At 67.7% G+C, this 22,952-nt stretch carries 13 protein-coding genes; 7 read left to right on the top strand and 6 right to left on the bottom strand.

From position 1 onward, the window contains the following. Nucleotides 1–100 precede the first annotated feature (100 nt). Nucleotides 101–808 (bottom strand): MIP/aquaporin family protein, encoded by a 708-nt coding sequence (locus U9978_RS06405; protein WP_322760183.1) that lies wholly within the window; start codon nucleotides 806–808, stop codon nucleotides 101–103. Between the two features lie 56 nt (nucleotides 809–864). After that, nucleotides 865–1,482, bottom strand: coding sequence for an ArsI/CadI family heavy metal resistance metalloenzyme (locus U9978_RS06400; protein ID WP_322760118.1), 618 nt, complete (start codon nucleotides 1,480–1,482; stop codon nucleotides 865–867). Nucleotides 1,483–1,551: 69 nt separating this feature from the next. On the opposite strand from U9978_RS06400, the gene U9978_RS06395 reads away from it, so the two are divergent. Together U9978_RS06395 and U9978_RS06390 are read left to right on the top strand one after the other, a co-directional pair. Beyond that, nucleotides 1,552–1,944: a metalloregulator ArsR/SmtB family transcription factor gene (locus U9978_RS06395; RefSeq protein WP_322760117.1), complete on the top strand. Its 393-nt coding sequence runs from the start codon at nucleotides 1,552–1,554 to the stop codon at nucleotides 1,942–1,944. Nucleotides 1,945–2,145: 201 nt separating this feature from the next. Beyond that, nucleotides 2,146–4,641, top strand: a complete 2,496-nt coding sequence (locus tag U9978_RS06390) for a serine/threonine-protein kinase (RefSeq protein WP_322760116.1) — start codon at nucleotides 2,146–2,148, stop codon at nucleotides 4,639–4,641. A gap of 110 nt (nucleotides 4,642–4,751) precedes the next feature. On the opposite strand, the gene U9978_RS06385 is transcribed toward U9978_RS06390, so the two are convergent. Next, entirely contained in the window at nucleotides 4,752–6,953 is a 2,202-nt protein-coding gene (locus U9978_RS06385; RefSeq protein WP_322760115.1) for a SpoIIE family protein phosphatase, read from the bottom strand. 634 nt (nucleotides 6,954–7,587) lie between these two features. Then, nucleotides 7,588–9,993 (bottom strand): Hsp70 family protein, encoded by a 2,406-nt coding sequence (locus U9978_RS06380; RefSeq protein ID WP_322760114.1) that lies wholly within the window; start codon nucleotides 9,991–9,993, stop codon nucleotides 7,588–7,590. Nucleotides 9,994–10,631: 638 nt separating this feature from the next. Between U9978_RS06380 and U9978_RS06375 the strand changes: the two genes are divergently transcribed. Continuing rightward, nucleotides 10,632–12,203 carry an alkaline phosphatase D family protein gene (locus U9978_RS06375; protein ID WP_322760113.1) on the top strand — a complete coding sequence of 524 codons (1,572 nt, stop codon included), beginning with the start codon at nucleotides 10,632–10,634 and terminating at the stop codon, nucleotides 12,201–12,203. A gap of 81 nt (nucleotides 12,204–12,284) precedes the next feature. Here the strand turns inward: U9978_RS06375 and U9978_RS06370 are convergent, their stop codons facing one another. Both U9978_RS06370 and U9978_RS06365 read right to left on the bottom strand, forming a co-directional pair. Further along, nucleotides 12,285–12,947 (bottom strand): response regulator, encoded by a 663-nt coding sequence (locus U9978_RS06370; RefSeq protein ID WP_416210868.1) that lies wholly within the window; start codon nucleotides 12,945–12,947, stop codon nucleotides 12,285–12,287. A gap of 248 nt (nucleotides 12,948–13,195) precedes the next feature. Further along, a complete protein-coding gene (locus U9978_RS06365) occupies nucleotides 13,196–17,158 on the bottom strand; it encodes a HAMP domain-containing protein (protein WP_322760112.1) in 3,963 nt (1,320 codons plus the stop codon). Between the two features lie 254 nt (nucleotides 17,159–17,412). Here U9978_RS06365 and U9978_RS06360 point away from each other — a divergent pair, with 254 nt between their 5' ends. The 4 genes from U9978_RS06360 to U9978_RS06345 all read left to right on the top strand — a co-directional run bounded on the left by U9978_RS06360 (nucleotide 17,413) and on the right by U9978_RS06345 (nucleotide 22,887). Next, nucleotides 17,413–19,644 (top strand): SpoIIE family protein phosphatase, encoded by a 2,232-nt coding sequence (locus U9978_RS06360; protein ID WP_322760111.1) that lies wholly within the window; start codon nucleotides 17,413–17,415, stop codon nucleotides 19,642–19,644. A gap of 232 nt (nucleotides 19,645–19,876) precedes the next feature. Continuing rightward, a complete protein-coding gene (locus U9978_RS06355; protein ID WP_322760110.1) occupies nucleotides 19,877–20,287 on the top strand; it encodes an ATP-binding protein in 411 nt (136 codons plus the stop codon). Nucleotides 20,288–20,305: 18 nt separating this feature from the next. Then, nucleotides 20,306–21,685, top strand: a complete 1,380-nt coding sequence (locus tag U9978_RS06350) for a cystathionine beta-synthase (protein ID WP_322760109.1) — start codon at nucleotides 20,306–20,308, stop codon at nucleotides 21,683–21,685. Between the two features lie 23 nt (nucleotides 21,686–21,708). Continuing rightward, complete coding sequence (locus tag U9978_RS06345; protein WP_322760181.1) at nucleotides 21,709–22,887, top strand: cystathionine gamma-synthase; 1,179 nt, start codon at nucleotides 21,709–21,711, stop codon at nucleotides 22,885–22,887. The last annotated feature ends 65 nt before the right edge of the window (nucleotides 22,888–22,952 follow it).

Genomic DNA, 22,952 nt, shown 5'->3' with positions numbered 1-22,952 from the left:
CCGGTAACCGAAATTCGGCGATCCCGCCGGGAAGACCGCCGGGAAGATCAGCCGATCAGGGCGTGCCTGATGGATGTTGGTCGATGCGGGCTATGATCCATCAGACACGCCCTAGGGGCGGATCGGCCATGGATCTTCTCGCGCCGCCGGTACCGGGGTGGGCGACCACCGCGGCGGGCGTGGCCACCGGGCCCAGGTCCGGATAAAACAGGCGGATCCCCGCGACCGCGACACCGCCGCCGACGATCTGAGCGGCGATGAAACCCGGGGCGGACGCGGGAGCGATACCGGCGAAACTGTCCGACAACATCCGGCCGACGGTGATCGCAGGGTTGGCGAAACTAGTCGAGCTGGTGAACCAGTACGCCGCCCCGATGTAGGTGCCGACCGCAGCTGGCGCCCGATCGCCCCGACCGGATCTGGCCAGCGCGAAGATGACGAGCAGGAGGCCTGCCGTCGCCACGACCTCGGACAACAGGTGCGGGCCGGACGCCCGGTGATGGGTGGAGATCGATACCGCCGGCAGGTCGAACATCAGATTGGCGAGCACCGCCCCGGCGACGCAGCCGCCGACCTGGGCGGGCAGATAGGCGGCGGCATCCCGCCACGACATCCCGCCGAACAGGGCGTCGACCGCGGACACCACCGGGTTGAAGTGGGCACCTGAGACCGGACCGACCATCAGGATGATGGCGAACAGGCCTGCGGCGGTCGCAGCCGAGTTCTCCACCAGCTGCAGGCCGACCTGGTTCGGGCTGAGTTGCTGGGCGGCGATCCCTGAACCGATCACGAGCGCGGCGAGCAGCATGCTGCCGACCGTCTCCGCCGCGAGCCGCCGTACCAGCGGCGGGGTCTGCCCGGCAGTCACGGAGCGGGGCTGATGACGGTCAACAGTTCGCCCGCCCCAGCCTGTGCTCCGGCGGCAGTGGCAGTGGGCTCCGGCCCACAGCCGGCCGGACCGCACGCGCATGCAGACCCCGGCACCGCGGCGTCGACGATCGTCGGCTGCGTACTCGTCGGCTGCGTACTCGGTGGCTGCGTGCTCGGTGGCTGCGTGGACACGCTGGCCTCGACATCGGCGAGGACGGTGTAGACCTCCCACGGTGCCCCGTCGGGATCGTCGACCCAGACCTTGTCCTGCACCGCATAGCAGCAGGACGTGCCCTCCTGCGTTGCCGTGGCCAGGCCCTGCTCGGCCAGCCGCCTCGTGGCTGCGACGACATCGTCGGTGGATTCGACCTCAACCCCGAGGTGGTTGAGTGCCCCGGTCACGCCGGCGCCGCGAGCCTGAGGGTTTTCGATCAATACCAGTTTCAGCGGCGGGACGTCCACGGCGAAGTTCGCGTACCCCGGCCGTTGCTTCGCGGGCCCCACCCCGAAGAGCTTCGAGTAGAAATCAACCGCCGCATCCACATCCGAGACGTTCAGTGCCAGTTGCACCCGAGCCGCCATCATCACCACACTCCAGACATCGACAAGCATCTATATCTTGATGCTGTTGAGGGTGCCCCAGCCATAGACGGCTGTCAATAGCCGAGGCATGCTGACGTCATGACCGCGACCAGAATCGAATTCGGGACGGAGGCATCCGCCAATGCGGACTGGGCCTGCGCCACCCCGCTCTCTCGCGAACCCCTCTCCGCCGAGGCCGCCGCACAGCTCGCCGGTGTCCTCAAGGCCATCGCCGACCCCACCCGGCTGCGGCTGCTCTCATTGATCTATGCCCATGCCGGCGGTGAGGCGTGCGTGTGTGAGCTGACCGAACCGCTGGGCCTGAGCCAGCCCACGATCAGCCACCACCTCAAGGTGCTCGTCGACGCCGGCCTGCTCACCCGTGACAAACGCGGTGTGTGGTCGTACTACCGGGCCGTTCCCGCGCGGTTGGCCGCTCTCGGCAGCCTGATCACGCCGGGTGATCCCACGGATGGCGCGGTGTCCGGCTGAACTGCGTCCGGCTGAACTGCGTCCGGCTGAACTCCCCGAGCGTCCGCTACGGCGGGATTGCCCTGGCGGCGCCGGGTGCGCGAGAATGATCGCGATCGAACATCCGGTGCCACCAGGCTCTGGACGCCCTACCGTGGGCGTGGCGTACCGTGACACCACTATCAGAGCATGGAAGTCGACGCGTTTCCGGGGGGTGCGGCCGTGCCGGGAACGACGCCGCCGCCCGTGTCGGGCGCTGTCGTGGCTCCACTGCGGCCGGAGGACCCCCGCGAGCTCGGGCCGTACCGCATCGCCGGCCGTCTTGGGCAGGGCGGGATGGGCGCCGTCTTCCTCGCCTCCCACCCGGACAGGTCCCAGCAGGACAGCCAGTGGGTAGCGATCAAGGTGATCCGCCCGGATCTCGCCCAACACCCCGAGTTCCGCGCCCGCTTCCGGCGCGAGGCCGAAAGCGCCCGCAAGGTGAAGCGCTTCGCGACCGCCGCCGTGCTCGACGCCGACCCCGACGGCCCCCAGCCTTACCTTGTCACCGAATACGTCGAGGGACCGACGCTGTCGAAGATGGTCAACGCCCGCGGCCCGCTGCGACCCGCCGACCTTGAACATCTCGCGCTGAGCGTCGCGACGGCGCTAAGCGCCATCCACAATGCCGGCATCATCCACCGTGACCTGACTCCGTCCAATGTGCTGCTGTCACCGGTCGGCCCCAAAGTGATCGACTTCGGGCTCGCCCGGTCGTCAAGCATCCTGACCAACATCAGCCATGTCGGTGCGCAACCGATCGGCACACCCGCCTACATGGCGCCCGAGCAGATCGTCGACGATGCCGTCACGTCAGCGGTGGATGTGTTCGCCTGGGGAAGCGTCGTCATCTTCGCCGGGACCGGCCATCCGGCATGGGGCGAAGGACCTACCGATGCGATCCTTTATCGGATCATCCATGACGAACCACGCCTTCATGGCATCCCCGATGACCTGCGCGAACTCGTCACGCGCGCGATGCGCAAGGACCCGGCCGAACGCCCGAGCGCCGACGCGCTGCGAGCCGTCCTGACCGGCAGCCTGGACCCCGCCAGCCTGGCCGGACCCGAAACGACGGGAAGATCAGCGGGAAGGCTGCGTAGAGGATCCGCGGGGGGCGGTCGATCGCGCCGACGCCTCGCGCTCGCGCAGCGTGATCCGCCGGCGCCGTCGCTGGCCGACGGTGGTGGCACCGTTGGGCTTGTCCCATCGAATCCGCCGGTACCACCGCCGGTGTCGCCGAGACCGACGGTGGCACCGACACCGGTCTCGCCCTACCCCGCGGTCTCGCCCGCGCCGGCGGGGTCCGGGCCAGCCCGACGAATGGCCGTCCCCGTCACGCCCGCTCCACGCCGACGCCGCCTGGGTCGGCGCGGGCTTGTCCTGCTCAGCTGTCTCACGGCGGCGGTTGCGACAGCGTCCGTCGTGGCCGTCGCCGTTACGGGCCGAAACAGTGGCCGGACGGGCGTGGACCGAGCTGCGGTATCCCGGCAACTTGCGAGCAACGCGGACACCCAGCGTCAGAGCGACCCAGAGCTGGCCGGCCAACTCGCCCTCGCGGCATACCGGATCGCTCCGACGGCCCAGGCGCGGCGCGCCATGGTCGCGTCATTCGTCGCCTCATCCGCGGTGTCGCTGCCACAACGCGGCGCGACGGTGATCGATGTCGCCTGGGACGCCCGAGGCCGGACCCTCGCCGAGGTCGACACCGATGGCCGGGTCCGGCTGTGGGATCTCAGCGACCGCGGCAAGCCGACCCTGACCTCCGAACTCGGCCCGGCGGTGACCGGGCCGGCAAGCGGTGTCGCGCTGAACGCGGACAGCCGCAGCCTCGCGGTCGGCGGCGTCGACAACACCGCCCGGCTCTGGGCCGACCGGACCTGGGAGACCGGTGGAACTGGCGGATCCGGTGCTACCGGCGGAGTCAGCCGGCTCGACGGTCACATCAGCCCGGTTGTCCGGCTCGTGTTCGACGCCTCCGGCAGACTGCTGGTGACGGTAGGTGCGGACGGAACGGTCGGGCTGTGGGACGTCAGCGATCCACGGCATCCGGCATCGCTTACATTTCTGACCAACCGCAGCGGTCTGGTGACCGACATCGCACTGCGCCCGGACGGTCACCTTCTCGCCACCGCTGCCGTGAACGAAACTGTGCGATTGTGGGATCTGACGGACCCGGCACAGCCCCACCAGATCGCCGCCATGTCCGGACACGTCGGTGCGGTCGTAACGGTGGCCTTCAGCCAGGACGGACGCACAGCTGTGACCGGTGGTGACGATCACACGTTGCGGCTGTGGGATCTGACGGACCCGGCCAAACCGCGGGCGACGGACGTCCTGACCGCCCACGACGATCGTGTGACCGGCGCAGCCTTCGGCGCGGACGGCCTGCTGGTGTCCGCCGGCACCGACGGCGCCATCGTGTTCTGGGACGCCACCGCGAAACCCGTCGAGCTGACCCGGCTCGTCGACCGGAACAAGGCCGTCAGCCGACTTGCGGTGTCCGCAGAGGGTTACGCGTTCGCGGCCGGCGGCTCCAACGGCGACCTGCGGGTGCTGTCGACCGATCCAGCCACGCTTGCCCGGACCGCCTGCGCGGATCCACGCTTGCGACCCAGCCGCGAGCGGTGGACGCAGTGGGCTCCGCAGGTTCCTTACTCCGACCCCTGCCCGCAATAGCCCCCGCGACGACGAGGGCCTACTTTCTGAATCTTCGCTGGTATCGCCCCCACCAATATCCAGGAAGCAGGCCCTGGGCGGGGTGTCCGTAGGGAGCTCGGCCCGATCGCTCAGATCTCAGGGAGCGCCGAGAACCCGGGGGTATTTCCTGTCTGCATGGCGTTGGGGACGTCTAGTTGGAACCAGACGGTCTTGCCTGTGCGGGTGGGCCTCGCACCCCAGCGGGTGGCCAATTCGGCGACAAGTTGCAGGCCACGGCCTCCTTCGTCGTCGAAGGTGGGATGCAGCAGGCGGGGCACCCGGGTGTCCTCGTCGGAGACTTCGACGTAGAGGGCGTGCTGTCCCCGGCGCAGGACGAGGTTGCTGGGGGTGTTCGCGTAGCGGATCGCGTTGGTGACCAGTTCACTGACCAGGAGTTCGACGGTGAAGACGTCCTCGCCGATTCCCCAGTGCTCGAGGGCGGTGCGGACGGTTGCCCGCGCGATTTTGGCGGCCCGAGGCTCGGGGGCGATCGAAGTGGTGGTGGTGGTGGCCGTGGTGGTGGCGCGGACAAGCAGCAGCGCCACGTCGTCGTCATAGCCCTCGCCGCGGTCGATGAGGGAGAGCAACCGGTCAGCAGTCATATCAAGATCTTTTGAATTGACACTGCTCCCGAGGCTGTCAGGCGTCCGGAGAGCGCCCATGAGATGCCGGCAGCCTTCGTCGATGTCGATGGACGGGGCTTCGACCAGGCCGTCGGTGAACAGGGCAAGGGTGGAGCCAGCTGGGAACGGGTGCCGAGTTTCGGCGAACGTCTGACCGCCGACGCCGAGGATGATGTCGCTGTGGCCTTCGAGGAGCCGGACCTCTCCGTCGGGGCGGGCGAGGACGGGGTCCAAGTGGCCGGCGTTGGCCAGACAGATCGTGCCGGTGGCGGGTTCGAAGATAGCGTAGATGCAGCTCACGAGGGTTCCCTCGGGACCGGCGCCGATGCTCTGGACGAGGTCGTCGAGGTGGGTGAGAACGTCGGCAGCGGGCAGATCGAGCGCAGCGAAGGCCCGGACAGCGGCGCGGACCTGCCCCATAACCGCCGCGGCGGCAAGACCCCGGCCCATGACATCACCGATGACAAGGGCGGCTCGGCCCGCGGACAGCGGGATCACGTCAAACCAGTCGCCTCCGACCTCGGTGCCGGCCGTTCCCGGTTCGTAGCGCCAGGCGATGTCCAGACCTTCGAGGGTCGGAGTGCCGTGGGGTAGCAGGCCTCGTTGCAGGGTGATGGCAGCGGCCCGCTGACGGGCGTAGGCATGAGCGTTTGCCACCGCGTTGGAGATTCGGCTCCCCAGCGCGGCGGCGGTCTGCACGTCCCAGTCGGTATAACGACGCCGGGACGAGCCGATGCCGAAGTAGACGACGCCGAAGAACCGTTGGCCCACCAGGAGGGGGGCCGCGATGGCCATGTTTATCTGGATGCGCTCGAAGAACTTGGCCGGATCCGGTACATGAACGCTGCGGATCACCCGGTCGTCGATGTCGAAAAGCACCGGCCGGCGCGTGGCGAGCGCCCGGTGAGCGGGATTGTCCGGGCCGAGCTCGACCAGCGTACCGATGATTGAGCCTGAATCCTGTGGTTGGGGTGAGGAGCGCGGCCGGTTTGCCTCGGCGAATCCGCGCAGCGCCAGCCGGTTTGGCCTCGCGTCGGCGTCGAGGGGCTCGTCGGCCAGCAGCACTTCGCAGTTATCCGCGAATTCCGGGACGGCGAGTTCGACGATCGCCTTCAACGTGTCCAAAAGCTTCAACGAGGCTCCGAGTAGCCTGCTGGCCCGGCCCAGCAGGCGCAGCCGCTGTTCCACAACGTCACGTGCCGCCTCCGCCTGACGCTGTTCGGTCACATCAATCAAGGCGACACCCACCGCGGCCGTTACACCGTCCGGGTCGCGGAGCGGGTAATGGGAAACCCGCCAGATGCGCTGGTCGGGCCAGCTTGCCGGGGTGCTTCCGGTGATCTCCACGTCGAGGATCGGCTCCCCGGTGGACAGCACCTGCCGGAACACATCCCAGGCGTAGGGCTCCACGTCAGGAAGCAGATCGGAGATGGCCCGGCCGCCGATGTCGTCCACGGACAGACCGTTGATAGCCAGTATCGCGCGGTTCATCATGCATATCCGTAGCTCCGCGTCCACGACCAACAAACCGATAGGAGCCGTGTCCGCGAGCTGTGTGATCAGCCCAAGGCGTTCCCAGCGGTCCGATACCAGGCTACGCCGATCTTGGGCGCCCGCACGACGAATCCTCGGTGGGCGTGAGCCGCGAGGATCCGGCGTCGATTCCATGTGACTGCCCTGCGATTGGCGGAAGCTGCGATTGGGATATATGGCGTTGTCGCGGCCAGCGACGGCGTGAGGTCACACGGTCAGATGCACCATCCCCATCCCCATCGCCATCCCCATCATCCATGCAGTCACAGAGTTACCGATCCCCGGAGCCGGATGTAACCAAACGCGCGAAGCGGCACCCGGGGCTACGTCGCATCCTGATAGCGGAACCACGTTCAGGCCCTTAGAGCGCCCGGCAATAGGGGACGCGGCGTCGCGGGGCCGGGGCACGCACCTCGCCACGTTGTCGTCGGTCGACACCCAACACCTCCGGTGTCTCCCTCCTCGCACCTCGCGATGCACGCACCCCAGCTTCGCTCCTTGATCCACTTCCCTATTGCCGGGCGCTCTAAAGGATGTGAATGTGATGTTGCTGGAGAAACATCAGATTCACATCGTTGAGAGGCGGCCGGTGCGGGCCGGCTGGCCGATCACCCCCGTGACCACGCGGGCAGCCCGACAGAGGCACTCATCGCACGCGCAGCCCGCGGCGTAGCCCGTCGAGCTTGTCGACCAGCATGCGGTAGACCGGTCAGGTCCGTGGCCCGTGCCGGCACGTCGGCACGTCGGCACGTCGGCACGTCGGGCACATTCATGTTGTGACCGGGCCGACCCCCGCAGTGAGCTTCCCAGCAAGGTTGATGTTGCCTGTCGTCGTCTCGTCGTTACGCGGCACCTCGTGGGACTTGAACGCGATGTCCTTGCCGTTACGCACATAGAAGTTGACGAATGCGGCGGTGGCCGGCTTACGCAGGGCCTCTTTGCTCACATACAGGTAGAGCGGTTTGCACAGCGGTATATAAGCGCCGGTCCCGGCGGACACCACCGACGGCGAAACACAGCCGCTGCCATTGTTCAGCTCCAGGCCGCGAATCTTGTTGCCGTAGGTCTCAAACGTCGGGAAGTCAAGGAAGCCCAGCGCGTTCTTGTTCTGGGCGACGTTCTGCGCGACGGCTTCCAGCTCGACCGCGCGGTACCCACGGACGTTATCGCTCGCCCCGTTCACCTCGTTGTTGAAAACCTGGCCGTGAACGGACGTCGGTGCCGGGCCGAACAACTCCACCGGCTCGTTCGGGAAGCTCGGATCGATCTGATTCCAGCTGGTGACTGTCGAACCCTTCTTCCACACGTTTGTGAGCTGGCTGAGCGTCAGGCACCGCGCCCAGGTGTTCGCCGGATTCACGATGACCGGCAGCGTGTTGTGGGCGATCTCGAACTCAGCGACCCTGTCGGCGCAGCCAGGGTCACCCTTGAAAGCGGTGTTCAATGCGAAGGAGGCCCCGGCGATGTCGATCTTACCCTGGCACAGCCGCGTGAAGCCGTCATCGGTGGACGTCGATTCGACGCGGACCGCAACGCCGCTCTGTTGCCGGCGGAACAGCGCGTAGGCAGTCTCGGTGATCGGTGCGACCTCGCTGGAACCGGAGGCGAGGACGACGTTCTCAGGCCGGACCGACGGCTCGCTCGGCAGGGCCGCCGTCTGGACCGGGGCCACCGCCGACAGCGACGCCGCGGGGGCCGCGGTACCTGACCCGCTGTTGTCCGCGGTAGCGACGATTCCGGCCGTTGTAGCCGCGATCAGAACGAGCACGGCGGCGGCCACCGAGACGATTCCCCGTCGGGTGCCGACAAAGCCGGTGAACACGCGCGGTTTCGTCCGACCGGCTGCGTGGGCCGCGTGGGACAGTTCAACCGGGACCGGGACATGAGCCGGAGCCGGCTCTGCGTTCCCGGCCTGCGCCACGCCGATCGTGGGCGGCATGCTGAGCGAGGGCCGGACTCCCCCGGGCGAGCTGCTCGAAATCGGCGGAACTGACGGTGGAAGGGTCCGCGAAACCGGCGGGACACTCAACGCCGGTGGAACACTCAACGCCGGTGGCGCGATGATCACGGTCTGGAGTGGGGGTGATGTCTGGCGCGCGCCCTGCGCGGCAATGAGCGCCGCACCGAGGGCAACATCGCCGGGCGAGCCGACATCCTGCCTTCCGATGCCGGGGAACGCCTCGGTGAGGACCCTGCCCACCAGGGGGATCCGGGTCGAGCCGCCGAGCAGGAGCAACATCGACAGGTCCGCGGACGTCGCCGGAACCGAACGAAGTGCGCGCTCGAGCACCCGGACCGTGTCGTCCACCATCGGTCGGATGAGGGCCTCGAACTCGTCGCGGGTCAACCGCACCGATTCCGACACGGCATCGCGGCCAGCCTGGGACAAACCCAGCGCTGACAGGTCAACCGAAATATCGACCACGTCATCCTCGGAGAGGATCTCCTTTGCCTGGGCGCATTCAGACCGTAACCGACGCAGAGCCGTGGCCGTCGCGGGATCCGTGTGGTCGAGACCGGACGCGGTGTCCCCGAGCGTGCGCAGGACATGGGCGAGCAGGATCTCATCGATCTCCATACCACCGGCGCGGGTGATCCCAGCGGGGGTACCGGCAATCTGGAATCCGGCGGGCATCGCGGCCAGCACCGCGGCCTCGAAGGAACCCGCGCCCAGGTCGTAAATGCCCACGAACGCCCCGGGGGTCGCCACCCCCCGACGATTGAGCAGCGCGCCGACAGCGTCAGCCGAGGAGCACACCGTGATCGGGACTGCGGCGTCGACCTGGCCGACGGCTTCGGTGAACAGGTCACACCGAAACTGCGACCAGCTGGCCGGATGAGCGACGACCACGTGATCAGGCGGTGCCTTGCGCAGCCGGGTGGCTGCGGCGACGACCCAGCCGAGCAGACGTGAAACCAGCGCCTCGGGGGTATAGGCGGCGTCACCGAGCAGGATGGGCGTCGGATCACCCACCTGTCGCGGAAAGCCGCGGGCGGCCCGGCCCGGATCGGCGGCCGCCCGGCGTTGCGCCGCCCGGCCGGCCTGTATCCCGCCGTCAGGCGCGGCGTAGAGGACGGTCGGAATATCGATTCCGCCGCCGATGGCCAGCACCTGCGGCCAATCGTCGTCGGCCACAGCGACCACGGTGTTGGCCGAGCCCAGGTCGACTCCCACCTGATATCCCACAACGCCCCCGAACATCGGCAACGACGCTGATCAAGAACAGAACCAGCGCGCCGATCAACGCGCCCGCGATCAGCGTGCCCGCGATCAACTCATCCACGATCAACATATCCGCCCGGATTATAGGCGCAATATCAACCTCCTACTACAGCCGCATGTACAGTCGCATGCCGTTGATCAACATGTCGTCGCCCCGACAGTGCGATCGCACGGTATCGATCATGGTCGAAGAGTGCGGGACGCCACGGACGACGGGCTTGCACCCCTCGCACCCAAGTCATCACACACCGCCGCCACCCAAAAGCTACGGGTCGACAATTCGTTGACCATCCCTACATATTCCTTCATTCAATCGATCCATAGGCACATTCTATCGATCCATAGATAAAAACAATCGTACGTACCCGACAAAATTTTTCTCACTGAACCCACCTTCATTGATTTACCTTTTGTTAACGATTTTCGATCCGTTCACCACCCGGACAGCAGGTGATGCTGAAATCCGAGAAGCACTGAGGTGGCCAGCCCGCCCCTGTCACGGCCGACCACGGCCGACCACGGCCGATCGGTTGGGAAGGCCGTCCTGCACACCATTCCGTAGGTAGACCATTCGAGTCTTGGAGGGGGCTATGGATTCTATTGATTCGATCAACCCGAGCCTGGCACGCCGCGGTTTTCTCGCGGTGTCCGGGCTGTCCGCGGCCGGAATTGCGACCGCGTCGCTGCCCGCCGCACGAATAAGAACCCCGAAGATCAACGGTTACCCGTTCACCCTGGGAGTGGCGTCCGGAGAGCCGACGTCACACGGTGTCGTCCTGTGGACCAGGCTCGCTCCGTCACCGCTGGACCCCGACGGCGGCATGCCCAACAGCAACTACAAGGTCCGGTGGATCGTCGCCGACGACTGCAACCTGAAGCACGTGGTCCGCACCGGCGTGGCAACCGCCACGCCCGAGTGGGCGCACAGCGTCCACGTCGAGGTCGAGGGTCTGCTCCCCGCGTGGGACTACTACTACGCCTTCGAGATCGACGGTGAGCGCAGCCCCATCGGGCATACCCGCCTGGCTCCCGGCGCGGGTTGGAACATCCCCGCGATGAAGATCGCCCACGTCTCCTGCCAGAACTTCGAAGAGGGCTACTACCGGGCCTACCGGGATATCGCCGAGCAGGATCTGGACATCGTGTTCCACCTCGGTGACTACATCTACGAATCCAACCCGAGGCCCGGACGCTCCCGGCTGCACTCCAACACGGAGCCGTACGACCTCGCCGGTTACCGGGTGCGGCTTTCGCAGTACAAGACCGACCCGGACCTCCAGGCCGCACACGCAGCCCACGCGTGGGGGGTGACCTGGGACGACCACGAGGTCGACAACGACTACACCGCCACGACAAACCAGGACAAAGGTACGCAGGACACCTTCCTGGTGCGCCGTAACGCCGCCTACCAGGCGTACTGGGAGAACATGCCGCTGCCGAACAGGGTCCGCCAGGACTACGTGTTGTACCGCCGGCTGCGGTACGGCAAGCTGGCCGAGTTCAGCATCCTTGACACCCGCCAGTACCGCGACTCCCACGCGTGCGACGACAACGGTGTGACCAGCGGCCAGTTCGCCACCTGCAGCGAGAACCAGGAGCCGACTCGCAGCGTCCTGGGCGCGCCCCAGCGTGACTGGCTGCTGAAGGGATTCAGGAACGCCAAGACGCACTGGAACGTCTTCCCCCAGCAGATCCTGATGGCCCAGCTGAACTTCAATGCAGGCCCCGACCTCAAGTACTGGAACGAGTTCTGGGACAGCTACGGCGCCGAGCGCCGCACCGTCCTGCAGGCCATGTACGACCGGAAGCTCTCCAACCCGGTCGTACTGACCGGGGACATCCACGCGTTCCTGATCAACGACCTGCACACCGACTTCCGTGACCCGAACTCGCCCGTGGTCGCAACGGAGCTGGTCGGCACGTCGATCAGCACCGTGCTGCCCGTCCCCTTCCCGACGATCGTCGGGGCCGCGATCCCGAACAACCCGCACATCAAGCTCTTCGACTGCAACTACCGTGGGTACATCCTGTCCACGATCACCCAGGAGGACTGGACCGCCGAGCTGCGGGCGGTGCGGGACTTCACCAAGCGGGACTCCGAGATGTTCCTGCACAGCAAGTGGGTCATCGAGGACGGCACGCCGGGTGCTGTGAAGGCCTGACCGCCGAGTTGTAGTCACAGATCGACGATCGACGAGGTTGGTGCGCCTGCACCGGCCTCGTCGATCACCTGGTAGACCGGGTCAGGACGCGGCCGCGCCGGCGCCACTGGGCCGGGCGAACGGCGCCAGCCGTATCACCAGACCCCGAACCTCAGCGGCGGCCGCGGCGATGGTCTCCTCGGGCACGCCCGGGGAAACCCCCTCCAGGATCACCTCAAGAGCGGCCAGTCGCTCGACGACCTCGGCCAGCAGATCGAAGTCCCGGACCCTGGCCCGAGCGAGCTCGGCGACCCGCTCGTTCTTCTCGAACAACTCGACGAACACCGTGACCTTCGCGCGCAGCAACCACGGGTCGAACGGCTTGGCGATGTAGTCGACCGCGCCGACCGCGTAGCCGCGGAAGGCGTGGTGCGGCTCCCGGTCGATCGCGGTGAGGAAGATGATCGGCGTGTCCCGCGTTCGACCGCGCTGCTTGATACGGTGCGCGGTCTCGAAGCCATCCATCCCGGGCATCTGGACGTCGAGCAGAATCACCGCGAAGTCGTCCACCAGAAGACGTTTGAGGGCCTCCTCGCCCGAGGAAGCGGTGACCAGATCCTGGTCGAGGGAGGCCAGGATCGCCTCGAGGGCCATCAGGTTGTCAGGTCGATCGTCCACCAAAAGGATCTTGCTGCGCGGACGTTCCGCACCATGGGTGTCTTCGGCGTCCCCCGCGTCCATGAGATCACCCTTGCGCTCGGTCACCGCCCGCCTCCTCCTTCACGCCGCACCGCCCCCATCGGGCCACGGCTTCGAGCTCAACCGTACAAATGACTTCCGCCGGCTTCCGCCGGCTTCCGCGTGGCCCGTGGCCCGTGGCCCGTGGCCCGGCCCAGTGGAAGTATCACCGAGCCTGGCCAACGGCGACGAGATCCGCGCGGGACGCGGAGGTCTGCAGGTGAACCGAGCCTTTCATCCCTGCCCTGCCCGGGTCGGACCCACCCCGGGCGGCGCTACAGATGAGACCGCATGGTGTCGAGCAGATGATCAAGATCAACTGGCTTGGTGATGTAGTCGGTCGCACCGGCCTCGAAGCTCTTCTCCCGATCTCCCGGCATCGCCTTGGCGGTAAGCACCACGATAGGAAGGGCGGCGAACGCGGGCATCTGCCGGATCGCCGAGGTGGTCTCGTTCCCGTCCAGCCCCGGCAGCATCACGTCCATCAGAACGAGGTCGATCGACAGACCCTCCTGCTGGAGCAACCGGATCGCGGTGTGGCCGTTGTCCGCGTACAGCACCCGCATTCCGCGCATCTCCAGGGCGCTTGTCAGCGCAAAGACATTGCGGACGTCGTCGTCCACGACGAGCACGCTCGATCCGACCAGCGGGTCGGACTCGTCGAGGCCTGTCGTCACCGCCGGGCCGCCCAGATCAGCGGGCAGTTCGGTGAGGAACGGCATATCCGGTACGTCGGAGTCCGCGTCGGCGCGAAACGACCGACGCGCCCGCGCGCCCGGTGGTTGGAGTCCCGCCGATGCAAGTGCCCGCGCCGGGCCGGCGCCCCCGGCCGCCGGGCGTGGTCCGGAGGCGAGGGCCACAGCCGATGTCCCGGGCGTGGCGGCCAGCCGCCGGCGCGCCATCGCCCCGCCGGTTTCGGGGAGCATGATGATCTCGTCGCTGTCCCCGGGGCTGGCCGACGGAAGGACCTCCGACGGCATCACCGACGGGACATAGAGCGTGAACGTACTGCCCAAGCCGACCGTGCTCGCGACGCCGATGGACCCGCCGAGCAGCCGCGCGAGCTCCTTGCTGATGGACAACCCGAGCCCGGTGCCGCCGTAACGCCGTGACGTCGTCCCGTCCGCCTGTTGAAACGCTTCAAAGATCATAAGAAGTTTGTCGGCGGCCACCCCGATGCCGGTATCGGACACGCTGAACGCGAACACCACCGGTGCGGCCGACAGGGTCGGCGTGGTGAACGCGACGTCGGTCGCTGCGACCGTCACATCCAGCCGCACCTCGCCGGCGTCGGTGAACTTCACCGCGTTGGACAGCAGGTTCTTCAGTACCTGCTGGATGCGCTGCTCGTCGGTGACGAACTCCTCGGGGACGTCGCCGGCGACCGTCACCTCGAAGGAGAGGCCCTTTTCCTCGGCCATCGGACCGAATACCTGGGCGACCGCATCGCAGAGGGTAGTTGTGCGAACACTTGCAGCCTCTACTGCCATCTTGCCGGCCTCGACCTTCGAGAGATCGAGAATGTCGTTGATGAGCCCGAGCAGTTCCGAGCCGGCCGAGTGGATCGTCTCGGCGAAATCGATCTGCTTGGCGGTGAGGTTCGCCTCGGGATTGTCGGCCAGCAGCTTCGCCAGCAGCAGCAGACTGTTGAGCGGTGTCCGCAGCTCGTGGCTCATGTTCGCCAGGAACTCCGTCTTGTACTGGGACGACTGCGCGAGCTGCTCGGCCTTCTCCTCCAGGCCGATCCGGGCCATCTCGATTTCGCCGTTCTTCTCCTCCAGCAGCGCGGCCTTCTCCTCCAGCTCGTTGTTGGTGCGCTGGAGTTCGACCGACTGCGAGCGCAGTTCCTGGGTGAGCCGCTGGGACTGGGCCAGCAGCTCCTCTGTCCGCGCGTTCGCCATGATCGTGTTCAGGACGACACCGATCGTGCCGACCAGCTGGTCGACCAAGTGCAGATGCAGCTCGGAGAAGCTGCTGAAGGACGCGAGTTCGATGACGCCGAGCACCTGATCCTCGAAGATCACCGGAGTCACGACGAGATCACTGGGCGGCGCCTCCCCGAGGCCGCTGCGGATGCGCAGGTAGCCGGCGGGGACCTCCTCCACCCGGATGCGCTTCTTCTCCGCCGCGGACTGGCCGATGAGGCCCTCACCGAACAGGAACGTACCGTCGGACCGTTTGCGCGGCGCCGAGCCGTAGCCCGCGACGTGACGCAGCTTGTCACCTTCGATGAAGTCAAGCAGGTAGACCGTGCCGAGCTGGGCGCCGACCGCCGGTGTCATCTCGCTGATGATCATCTGGCAGACCGCGTACAGGTCACGCTGACCCTGCATCTTGCCGCCGATGCGGGCGATGTTCGACTTCAGCCAGTCCTGCTGGGCGTTCTTGTCGGTCGTCTCCCGCAGGTTGGCGATCATCTGGTTGATATTGTCCTTGAGCTCGGCCACCTCACCCTCGGCCTCCACCGTGATGGAGCGGGTGAGGTCACCGCGGGTAACCGCGGTCGACACCTCGGCAATCGCCCGCAGCTGTGTGGTCAGCGTGGACGCGAGCTGGTTGACGTTGTCGGTGAGCGCCTTCCAGGTGCCGTCGACCCCGTCGACCGTTGCCTGACTGCCGAGCTTGCCCTCGATACCGACTTCCTTGGCCACCCGGGTCACCTCGTCGGCGAACGACGAGAGCTGATCGACCATCGTGTTCACGGTGTCCTTCAGCTCGGCGATCTCACCCTGCGCCGACACCGTGATCTTCTGCGAGAGGTCGCCGCGTGCCACCGCGGTAGTCACCAGGGCGATGTTGCGAACCTGCGCGGTGAGGTTACCCGCCATCGAGTTCACCGATTCGGTGAGATCCCGCCACACCCCGGACACACCGCGCACATGAGCCTGACCACCCAGATTGCCCTCGGTACCCACCTCCCGGGCCACCCGGGTCACCTCATCGGCGAACGACGAGAGCTGATCGACCATCATGTTCACGGTGTCCTTCAGCTCGGCGATCTCGCCCTGCGCCGACACCGTGATCGTCTGTGACAGGTCGCCGCGGACCACCGCCGTCGCCACTTGGGCGATGTTGCGAACCTGCGCGGTGAGGTTACCCGCCATCGAGTTCACCGACTCGGTGAGATCCCGCCACACCCCGGACACACCGCGCACATGAGCCTGACCACCCAGATTCCCCTCGGTACCCACCTCCCAGGCCACCCGGGTCACCTCGGCCGCGAACGACGACAGCTGGTCGACCATCGTGTTGATGGTGTGCGCAAGACCGGCGACCTCGCCGCGGGCGTCCACGGTGATCTGCCTCGTGAGATCACCGCGAGCCACCGCCGCCGACACCTCGGCGATACTGCGGACCTGGGTGGTGAGGTTGCCGGCCATGACGTTCACCGAGTCGGTGAGGTCCCGCCACACTCCGGACACGCCCTTGACCTGGGCCTGACCGCCGAGCTTGCCCTCGGTGCCGACCTCCTTGGCCACCCGCGTGACCTCGTCGGCGAACGCCGAGAGCTGGTCGACCATCGTGTTCACGGTCGACTTCAGCTCGTAGATCTCGCCCTGGGCGTCCACGGTGATCTTCTGGGACAGATCGCCCTGCGCCACCGCCGTGGTCACCTGGGCGATGTTGCGGACCTGGCTGGTCAGGTTTCCCGCCATCGAGTTCACCGACTCGGTGAGATCCCGCCAGACCCCGGACACGCCTTTGACCCGCGCCTGCCCACCGAGATTGCCCTCGGTGCCGACCTCGCGGGCGACCCGGGTGACCTCGTCTGCGAATGACGAGAGCTGGTCCACCATGGTGTTCACCGTCGTGCCGATCCGCAGGAACTCGCCCCGTACCGGCTGGCCGGCGATCTCCAGCGCCATATGCTGCGAAAGATCACCCTCTGCGACCGCGGCGATGACCCGCGCGACCTCGTGAGTCGGCCGCGCAAGGTCGTCGATGAGCGAGTTGACCGCCTGGTTCGACATCGCCCAGCCGCCTTCGAACCCGAGATCGGCCATCCGCTCGGTCAACCGGCCGTCCCGCCGGATCACCTTGCTCACCCGCTCCAGTTCGAGGGAGTGTCGCTGTTGGACGCCGGCCAGCTCGTCGAAACGCGCTGCCAGCAGTGCGCCGCGGCCGCCGCGTTCTCCCAGCCGAACCGAGAAGTCACCGTGACACAACGCGGTGAGAGCACCAAGCAGATCATTGATGAGCTGGTCGTCCACGGGCGCGGTTTCCGACACCATCGTCATGATGAAGCCCTCCAAACCCGCGTCCGCGGGAATCACTCGCGTCTGGTCGACCACACCGAACGGGTCGGCAACCGTTCATGAGGTATCGGGTGGTACTCGCCGCCAGTATCCGCCAGAGCCCGCTGGGCGGATATCGGCGGATCCCCGGGTACATGCCCGACACCCGACTAACCGACCGGGGTGCCCCCGGGGTCCCGGGGCCTGCGGCGCAGCCAATCCCCCAGAGCTGGACAACACAGGAGACACTGACCGGCATGCTTCCCGTGCTCGGAGATGAGGGACTCCGCCGCACCCTCACACTTCCACCGGTCACCGACTCACCGCGGTCGGCCCGGCGGTTCATCGTGGCCGCACTGCGCGGCCGGGTCGACCCCGATCTGGTCGACACCGTTCTGCTGCTGGTGACCGAACTCGTGACCAACGTCGTCGTGCACGCCGGCACCGACGCGACAGTCGACCTCCGCCACGACGCCGCCGGACTGGCGATCTCGGTCAGCGACCGCAATCCCACCACGTTGGGTGCCGCGCCGAGCACCGACGACCCCGACCGGCTGGCAGCGTCCGACCATGCCGTCGGGGGCGCTCAGGACGGCGGCACCCAGGACGGGTCCGGCCAGCCAGACAGCCGCCGGCCAGACAGCGGCCGGGTCAGGACGATCGAAGGGCTCCGTGAGAACGGTCGCGGCCTTGCACTGGTGGACGCGCTCGCCACGGCATGGGGAACCGAACACGACCGCACCGGAAAAAAAGTGTGGTTCCGGCTGGATACCCCCGTCCCCGGCCACGTTCCCGGCCACGTTCCCCACGAAGATCACGGCAGGGCACCCGTCGGGCCACCGCAACCGATGGCGGTGGACATCCTGCGGCCGGTGCGGCTGCTGGCTCCCGGTCTCGCCACCGCGCTGTCGGCCGAGGACGAGGTCGGTGAACTGCTGGCCCAGCTCGTGGACGCCCTACCGACGTCCGGCGCCGGTCTGGTACGCAGGCCCGGCCGGGCCAAGAACGCGCCCGCGGAGGTGGTGGCCGTCTTCGGCGCGACCGGCGCGGAGCGGGACGCCCGCCGGATCCCGCTCGAATCTCGGGATGGAATCGTCGGGGAACTCCTGCTCTGGTCACCGCTCCCGCTCCCGCTCCAGGGCCCGCCCCAGGGCCCTGTGCCCGGAGCGCTCGAGGAGCGGATCGCCGTGGTCACCCGCTGGATGGCGTTGACGCTCGGCGGCGCCAACCTGCGGCGGGCCGAGGAACGACGCATCGGCATGCTCTCCTTCCTTGCCGAGGCGTCGGACCTGCTGGCAGGAAGTCTCGACACCGAACGCAGCCTGGCCCTGCTCGCCCGCCTACCGGTACCGCGGCTGGCGCGGTGGTGTGCGGTCTATCTGCTGCGGGAGGACGGCGCGATGAAGCTCGCCGCCGTCGGACACGTCGACGAAGCCGAGGCGGCAGACCTGTCGGACTGGGCCGGCGACCCGGTCGGACCGCTGGCCCCCCATGTGCAGGCGGCGCTCGCCGACACCGTGCGCATCGCCACGATCAACGGCTCACCCACGGTGATCGCGACGATGCGAGCCCGTCGTCGGGTGCTGGGCGTTGTGGCTCTCGGCCGGGCCGTGGGCAACAGCTTCCAGGCCGACGAGATCGAGCTGCTCGCAGATCTCGCCCGCCGCGCGGCGTTCGCCGTCGACAATGCCCGCATGTTCCGCCAGCAGGTGGAGGTGGCCGGCGCGCTGCAGGCCGGGCTGCTGCCACCGGAGCTACCCACCATCGACGGGATCGAGCTCGGCTCCTCCTATCGCGCGGCCCGCGCCGGGTTGGAGGTCGGCGGTGACTTCTTCGACCTCGTCCCGAACCCGGACGGCGGATGGACGATCATCATCGGCGACGTCTGCGGCAAAGGTGCGGAGGCCGCGAACGTGACCGGGGTCGTGCGAGCCGTGCTACGCCTGTTGGCGGGCCAACGTAACAACCTGCCCGACATCATGATGGATCTCAACCGTGCGTTGCGGGACGCGGGTCATCCCAACTCGGCAGGTCAGGGGCGTTTCTGCACGCTTGCGGTGGCAGAGCTGCGCCCACCGGACGTGCTGGTGTCCGCCGGGCCGGACCCCGCCGCGGTGACGCAGCGGATGATCTCGATCTGCATGGCCGGGCATCCGCTGCCCATCGTCGTACGCGCGAACGGAACGGCCACGTTCGTCGCGGAGCCGGGAACGCTGCTCGGAGTACTCGACGACGACGACGTCGCCTTCCCCGAGGTACCGGTGACGCTCACGGCCGGGGACGCGCTGATCCTCTACACCGATGGCGTGGTCGAGGCCCGCCGCGGTCGGGAGCTGTTCGGCGACGAGCGGCTGCTGGCGGCCGTGCGTGGCTGCGCGGGCATGTCCGCCCAGGGAATCGCGGACCGGGTGCGGGCGTCCGCCGATCGGTTCGCGGGGGGGCGCCTGCGAGACGATGTTGCGGTTGTCGTAGCCCGCATCCCGAAATGACGATCAGCGAACGATCGGTGACCCAGAAAAGACAGGCGGCCGAACACTCGGCGTGGGTTCGTGACGAGCACCGAATATCTAGCTACGCTGCGTCATACATGACCAACCGTCATCCACTGGTAGACCACAAAAGGCCCGGTAGCGCTTGGAATGGCCCGCCTGTGGGTAGACGTGTAGGGATGGCACCGCTCAGATCTGACGATCTATGAACACAAACGGGGTGTAAGCGGACATGGTGGCCCACGCGTCGTCCTTTCGGCCCTCGGCCACGCATGTGCTGGTCGAGCTTCCACATGTATCCAGCGCCGTTCCGCAGGCGCGCCGTGTGCTGCGAGAGCAGCTCACCGCGACGAACCTGACCGAGGACGCAGTGGGCACGGCGGAGCTCCTGGTCAGCGAGCTGGTCACGAATGCGGTGAAGTACGGCGAGCCACCCGTCTGGCTGCTGATCGAATTGCGGCCCGGCCTTGTGCACGCCTCCGTGTCGGACACATCCGTCGCATTGCCCCACCGTCAACAGGTGGACCTCGGCAGTGAGGGTGGGCGTGGTCTACTCGTCCTGGACGCTCTCGCGGGCAGTTGGGGAGCGGTGGCGGTCGACTCGGGTAAATACCTCTGGTTCGACCTACCCGTCGAGTTGTGACCACGGTGAGGGCGGAGAATGCGTTTCCACGACAACCTTGCCGCGGCGGTCGGCGATACCCCGCTGGTCCGGCTGAACGCGGTCACCGCGGGCATCGCGGCGCCCGTACTGGGCAAGCTGGAGTATCTGAACCCGGGTGGCTCCGTGAAGGACCGGATCGCAGTGGCCATGGTGGCTGCCGCGGAGAAATCGGGACAGCTCCGGGCGGGTGGGACGATCGTCGAACCGACCAGCGGAAACACCGGGGTCGGCCTGGCCATCATCGCCGCCACCCGTGGCTACCGCTGCGTGTTCACCATGCCCGACAAGATCAGCGAAGAGAAGCAGGCGGTGCTGCGGGCCTACGGAGCCCAGGTCCTGGTCTGCCCGACCGCGGTCGCCCCGGACGACCCCCGCTCGTACTACTCGGTCGCGCGCCGGGTGGTCGCGCAGACGCCCGGCGCCTGGAGCCCGGACCAGTACTCCAATCCCCACAACCCGGCCGCGCACCGCGCCACCACCGGCCCGGAGATCTGGGCGGCAACGGACGGACGTATCACTCACTTCGTCGCCGGAATCGGCACCGGTGGGACGATCAGCGGAACCGGCCGGTACCTCAAGGAGGCCAGCGCCGGGCGGGTGGCGGTGGTGGGCGCGGACCCGGAAGGATCGGTGTACTCCGGCGGCAGCGGCCGACCCTACCTGGTCGAAGGAGTCGGTGAGGACATCTGGCCGACGACCTACGACAAGACGGTGGTCGACCGGGTGGAGGCGGTCAGTGACCGCGACTCGTTCCTGATGACCAGAGAACTGGCCCGTCGCGAAGGCATCCTGGTCGGCGGCTCGTGCGGGCTCGCGGTCGTCGCGGCGCTGCGGGTCGCTCGGGAGCTGGACTCGGACGGCTGCGTGGTGGTGCTGCTGCCGGACTCCGGCCGCGGCTACCTGTCGAAAATCTTCAACGACGAGTGGATGTACGACTACGGCTTCCTCGACCGGCCGTCGGACGAGCCGACCGTCGCCGAGGTACTGGCCCGCAAGGCCTCCGACGCCGGCGGACCGCCTGAGCTGGTACATGTGCACCCCGACGAGACCGTGGGCGCGGCCATCTCCTACCTGCGTGAGTACAACGTGTCCCAGATGCCGGTGGTGCGACAAGAGCCACCGTTGCGCTCCGCCGAGGTGGCCGGTGCCGTCATCGAACGGGAGCTGCTCGACGCCGTGTTCGCCGACCGCTCCGCCGTCGAGGCGCCCGTCGCCACCCACATGTCGCCTCCGCTGCCCACGGTCGGTGCCGGCGAACCGCTGTCGGTACTGGTCGCCGTCCTGGGCGCCGCCGCCGCCGCGCTCGTTCTCGAAGACGGTAACCCGGTCGGCATCCTCACCCGGTCCGACCTGCTCAGCTTCCTGGCGACCGGGTGAACCGCCCAGACCACCCGGACGCCGTGGCGGACCAGACCCCGGGTGACTGGACCGGCGCGGGGTTCGAGACGGTCGCGATCCACGCGGGGCAGGATCCCGACGCGACCACCGGCGCGGTGGTCGTCCCCATCCACCCGTCTTCGACGTTTGCGCAGGATGCGGTCGGTGTCCCGCGCGGGGACTACGAGTACGCCCGGTCGGCGAACCCGACCCGCACGGCGCTGGAGACCTGCCTGGCCGCGTTGGAGGGCGGCCCGGTGGGCCTCGCGTTCGCCTCGGGGATGGCTGCAACGGACGCGCTACTCCGTACCGTCTGCCGGCCGGGCGACCACGCGGTGATCCCATCGGACGCCTATGGCGGTACCTACCGGTTGTTCGCGAGCGTATTCGCGCAGTGGGGCGTCGAGTACACCCCCGTGCCGCTTGACGACCCGAGCGCGGTGGCGGCGGCGCTGCGCCCGGGTCGGACGCGGCTGCTGTGGTGCGAGACGCCGACGAACCCGTTGCTCGGCGTATCCGACATCGCGGTGCTCGCGGAACTGATCCACTCGATCGGTGGCCTGCTCGCGGTCGACAACACGTTCGCCACCCCGTATCTGCAGCGGCCGCTGGCGCTCGGCGCCGACATGTCGGTCCACTCGACCACGAAGTACCTGGGCGGCCACAGCGACGTGGTCGGTGGGGCCGTGGTCGTCGCCGATCCGGCGTTGGGTGAGCGGCTGCGGTTCATCCAGAACGCCACTGGGGCGGTCGCCGGGCCGTTCGACGCCTGGCTGGTGCTACGCGGGGCGAAGACCCTCGCGGTTCGGATGGACCGCCACTGTGCGAACGCCCGCCGCATCGCCGCGCTGTTGGCTGCACATCCGGCTGTGGCCACGGTGTACTACCCGGGCCTGCCCGATGATCGCGGGCACCCGGTGGCGGCCCGGCAGATGCGCGACTTCGGCGGGATGGTCTCGTTCACCCTGCGCGGCGGCGAGGAGGCTGCGGTCGAGGTCTGCCGGCGGACGCGGGTGTTCACCCTTGCCGAGTCTCTCGGCGGCGTCGAGTCGCTGATCGAGCATCCGGGCCGGATGACGCACGCTTCGGCGGCAGGCTCGCCCCTGGAGGTACCCGCCGATCTGGTCCGCCTCTCGGTCGGCATCGAATCCGTTGAGGACCTCGTCGACGACCTCGCCAAGGCCCTCGCCGCGCTCACCTGAGAACCACTGGTACGAACCGGACGTTTTCGACTATCATCGACGCAGGCGCGAGTCGCACAGGCCCG

This window comes from Protofrankia sp. Cr2, from assembly GCF_963555885.1.
In the GTDB taxonomy this organism is placed as follows: Bacteria; Actinomycetota; Actinomycetes; order Frankiales; family Frankiaceae; genus Protofrankia.
Note: the sequence above shows the minus strand (reverse complement) of the source record. Positions and strands in the feature narration are given on the sequence as shown.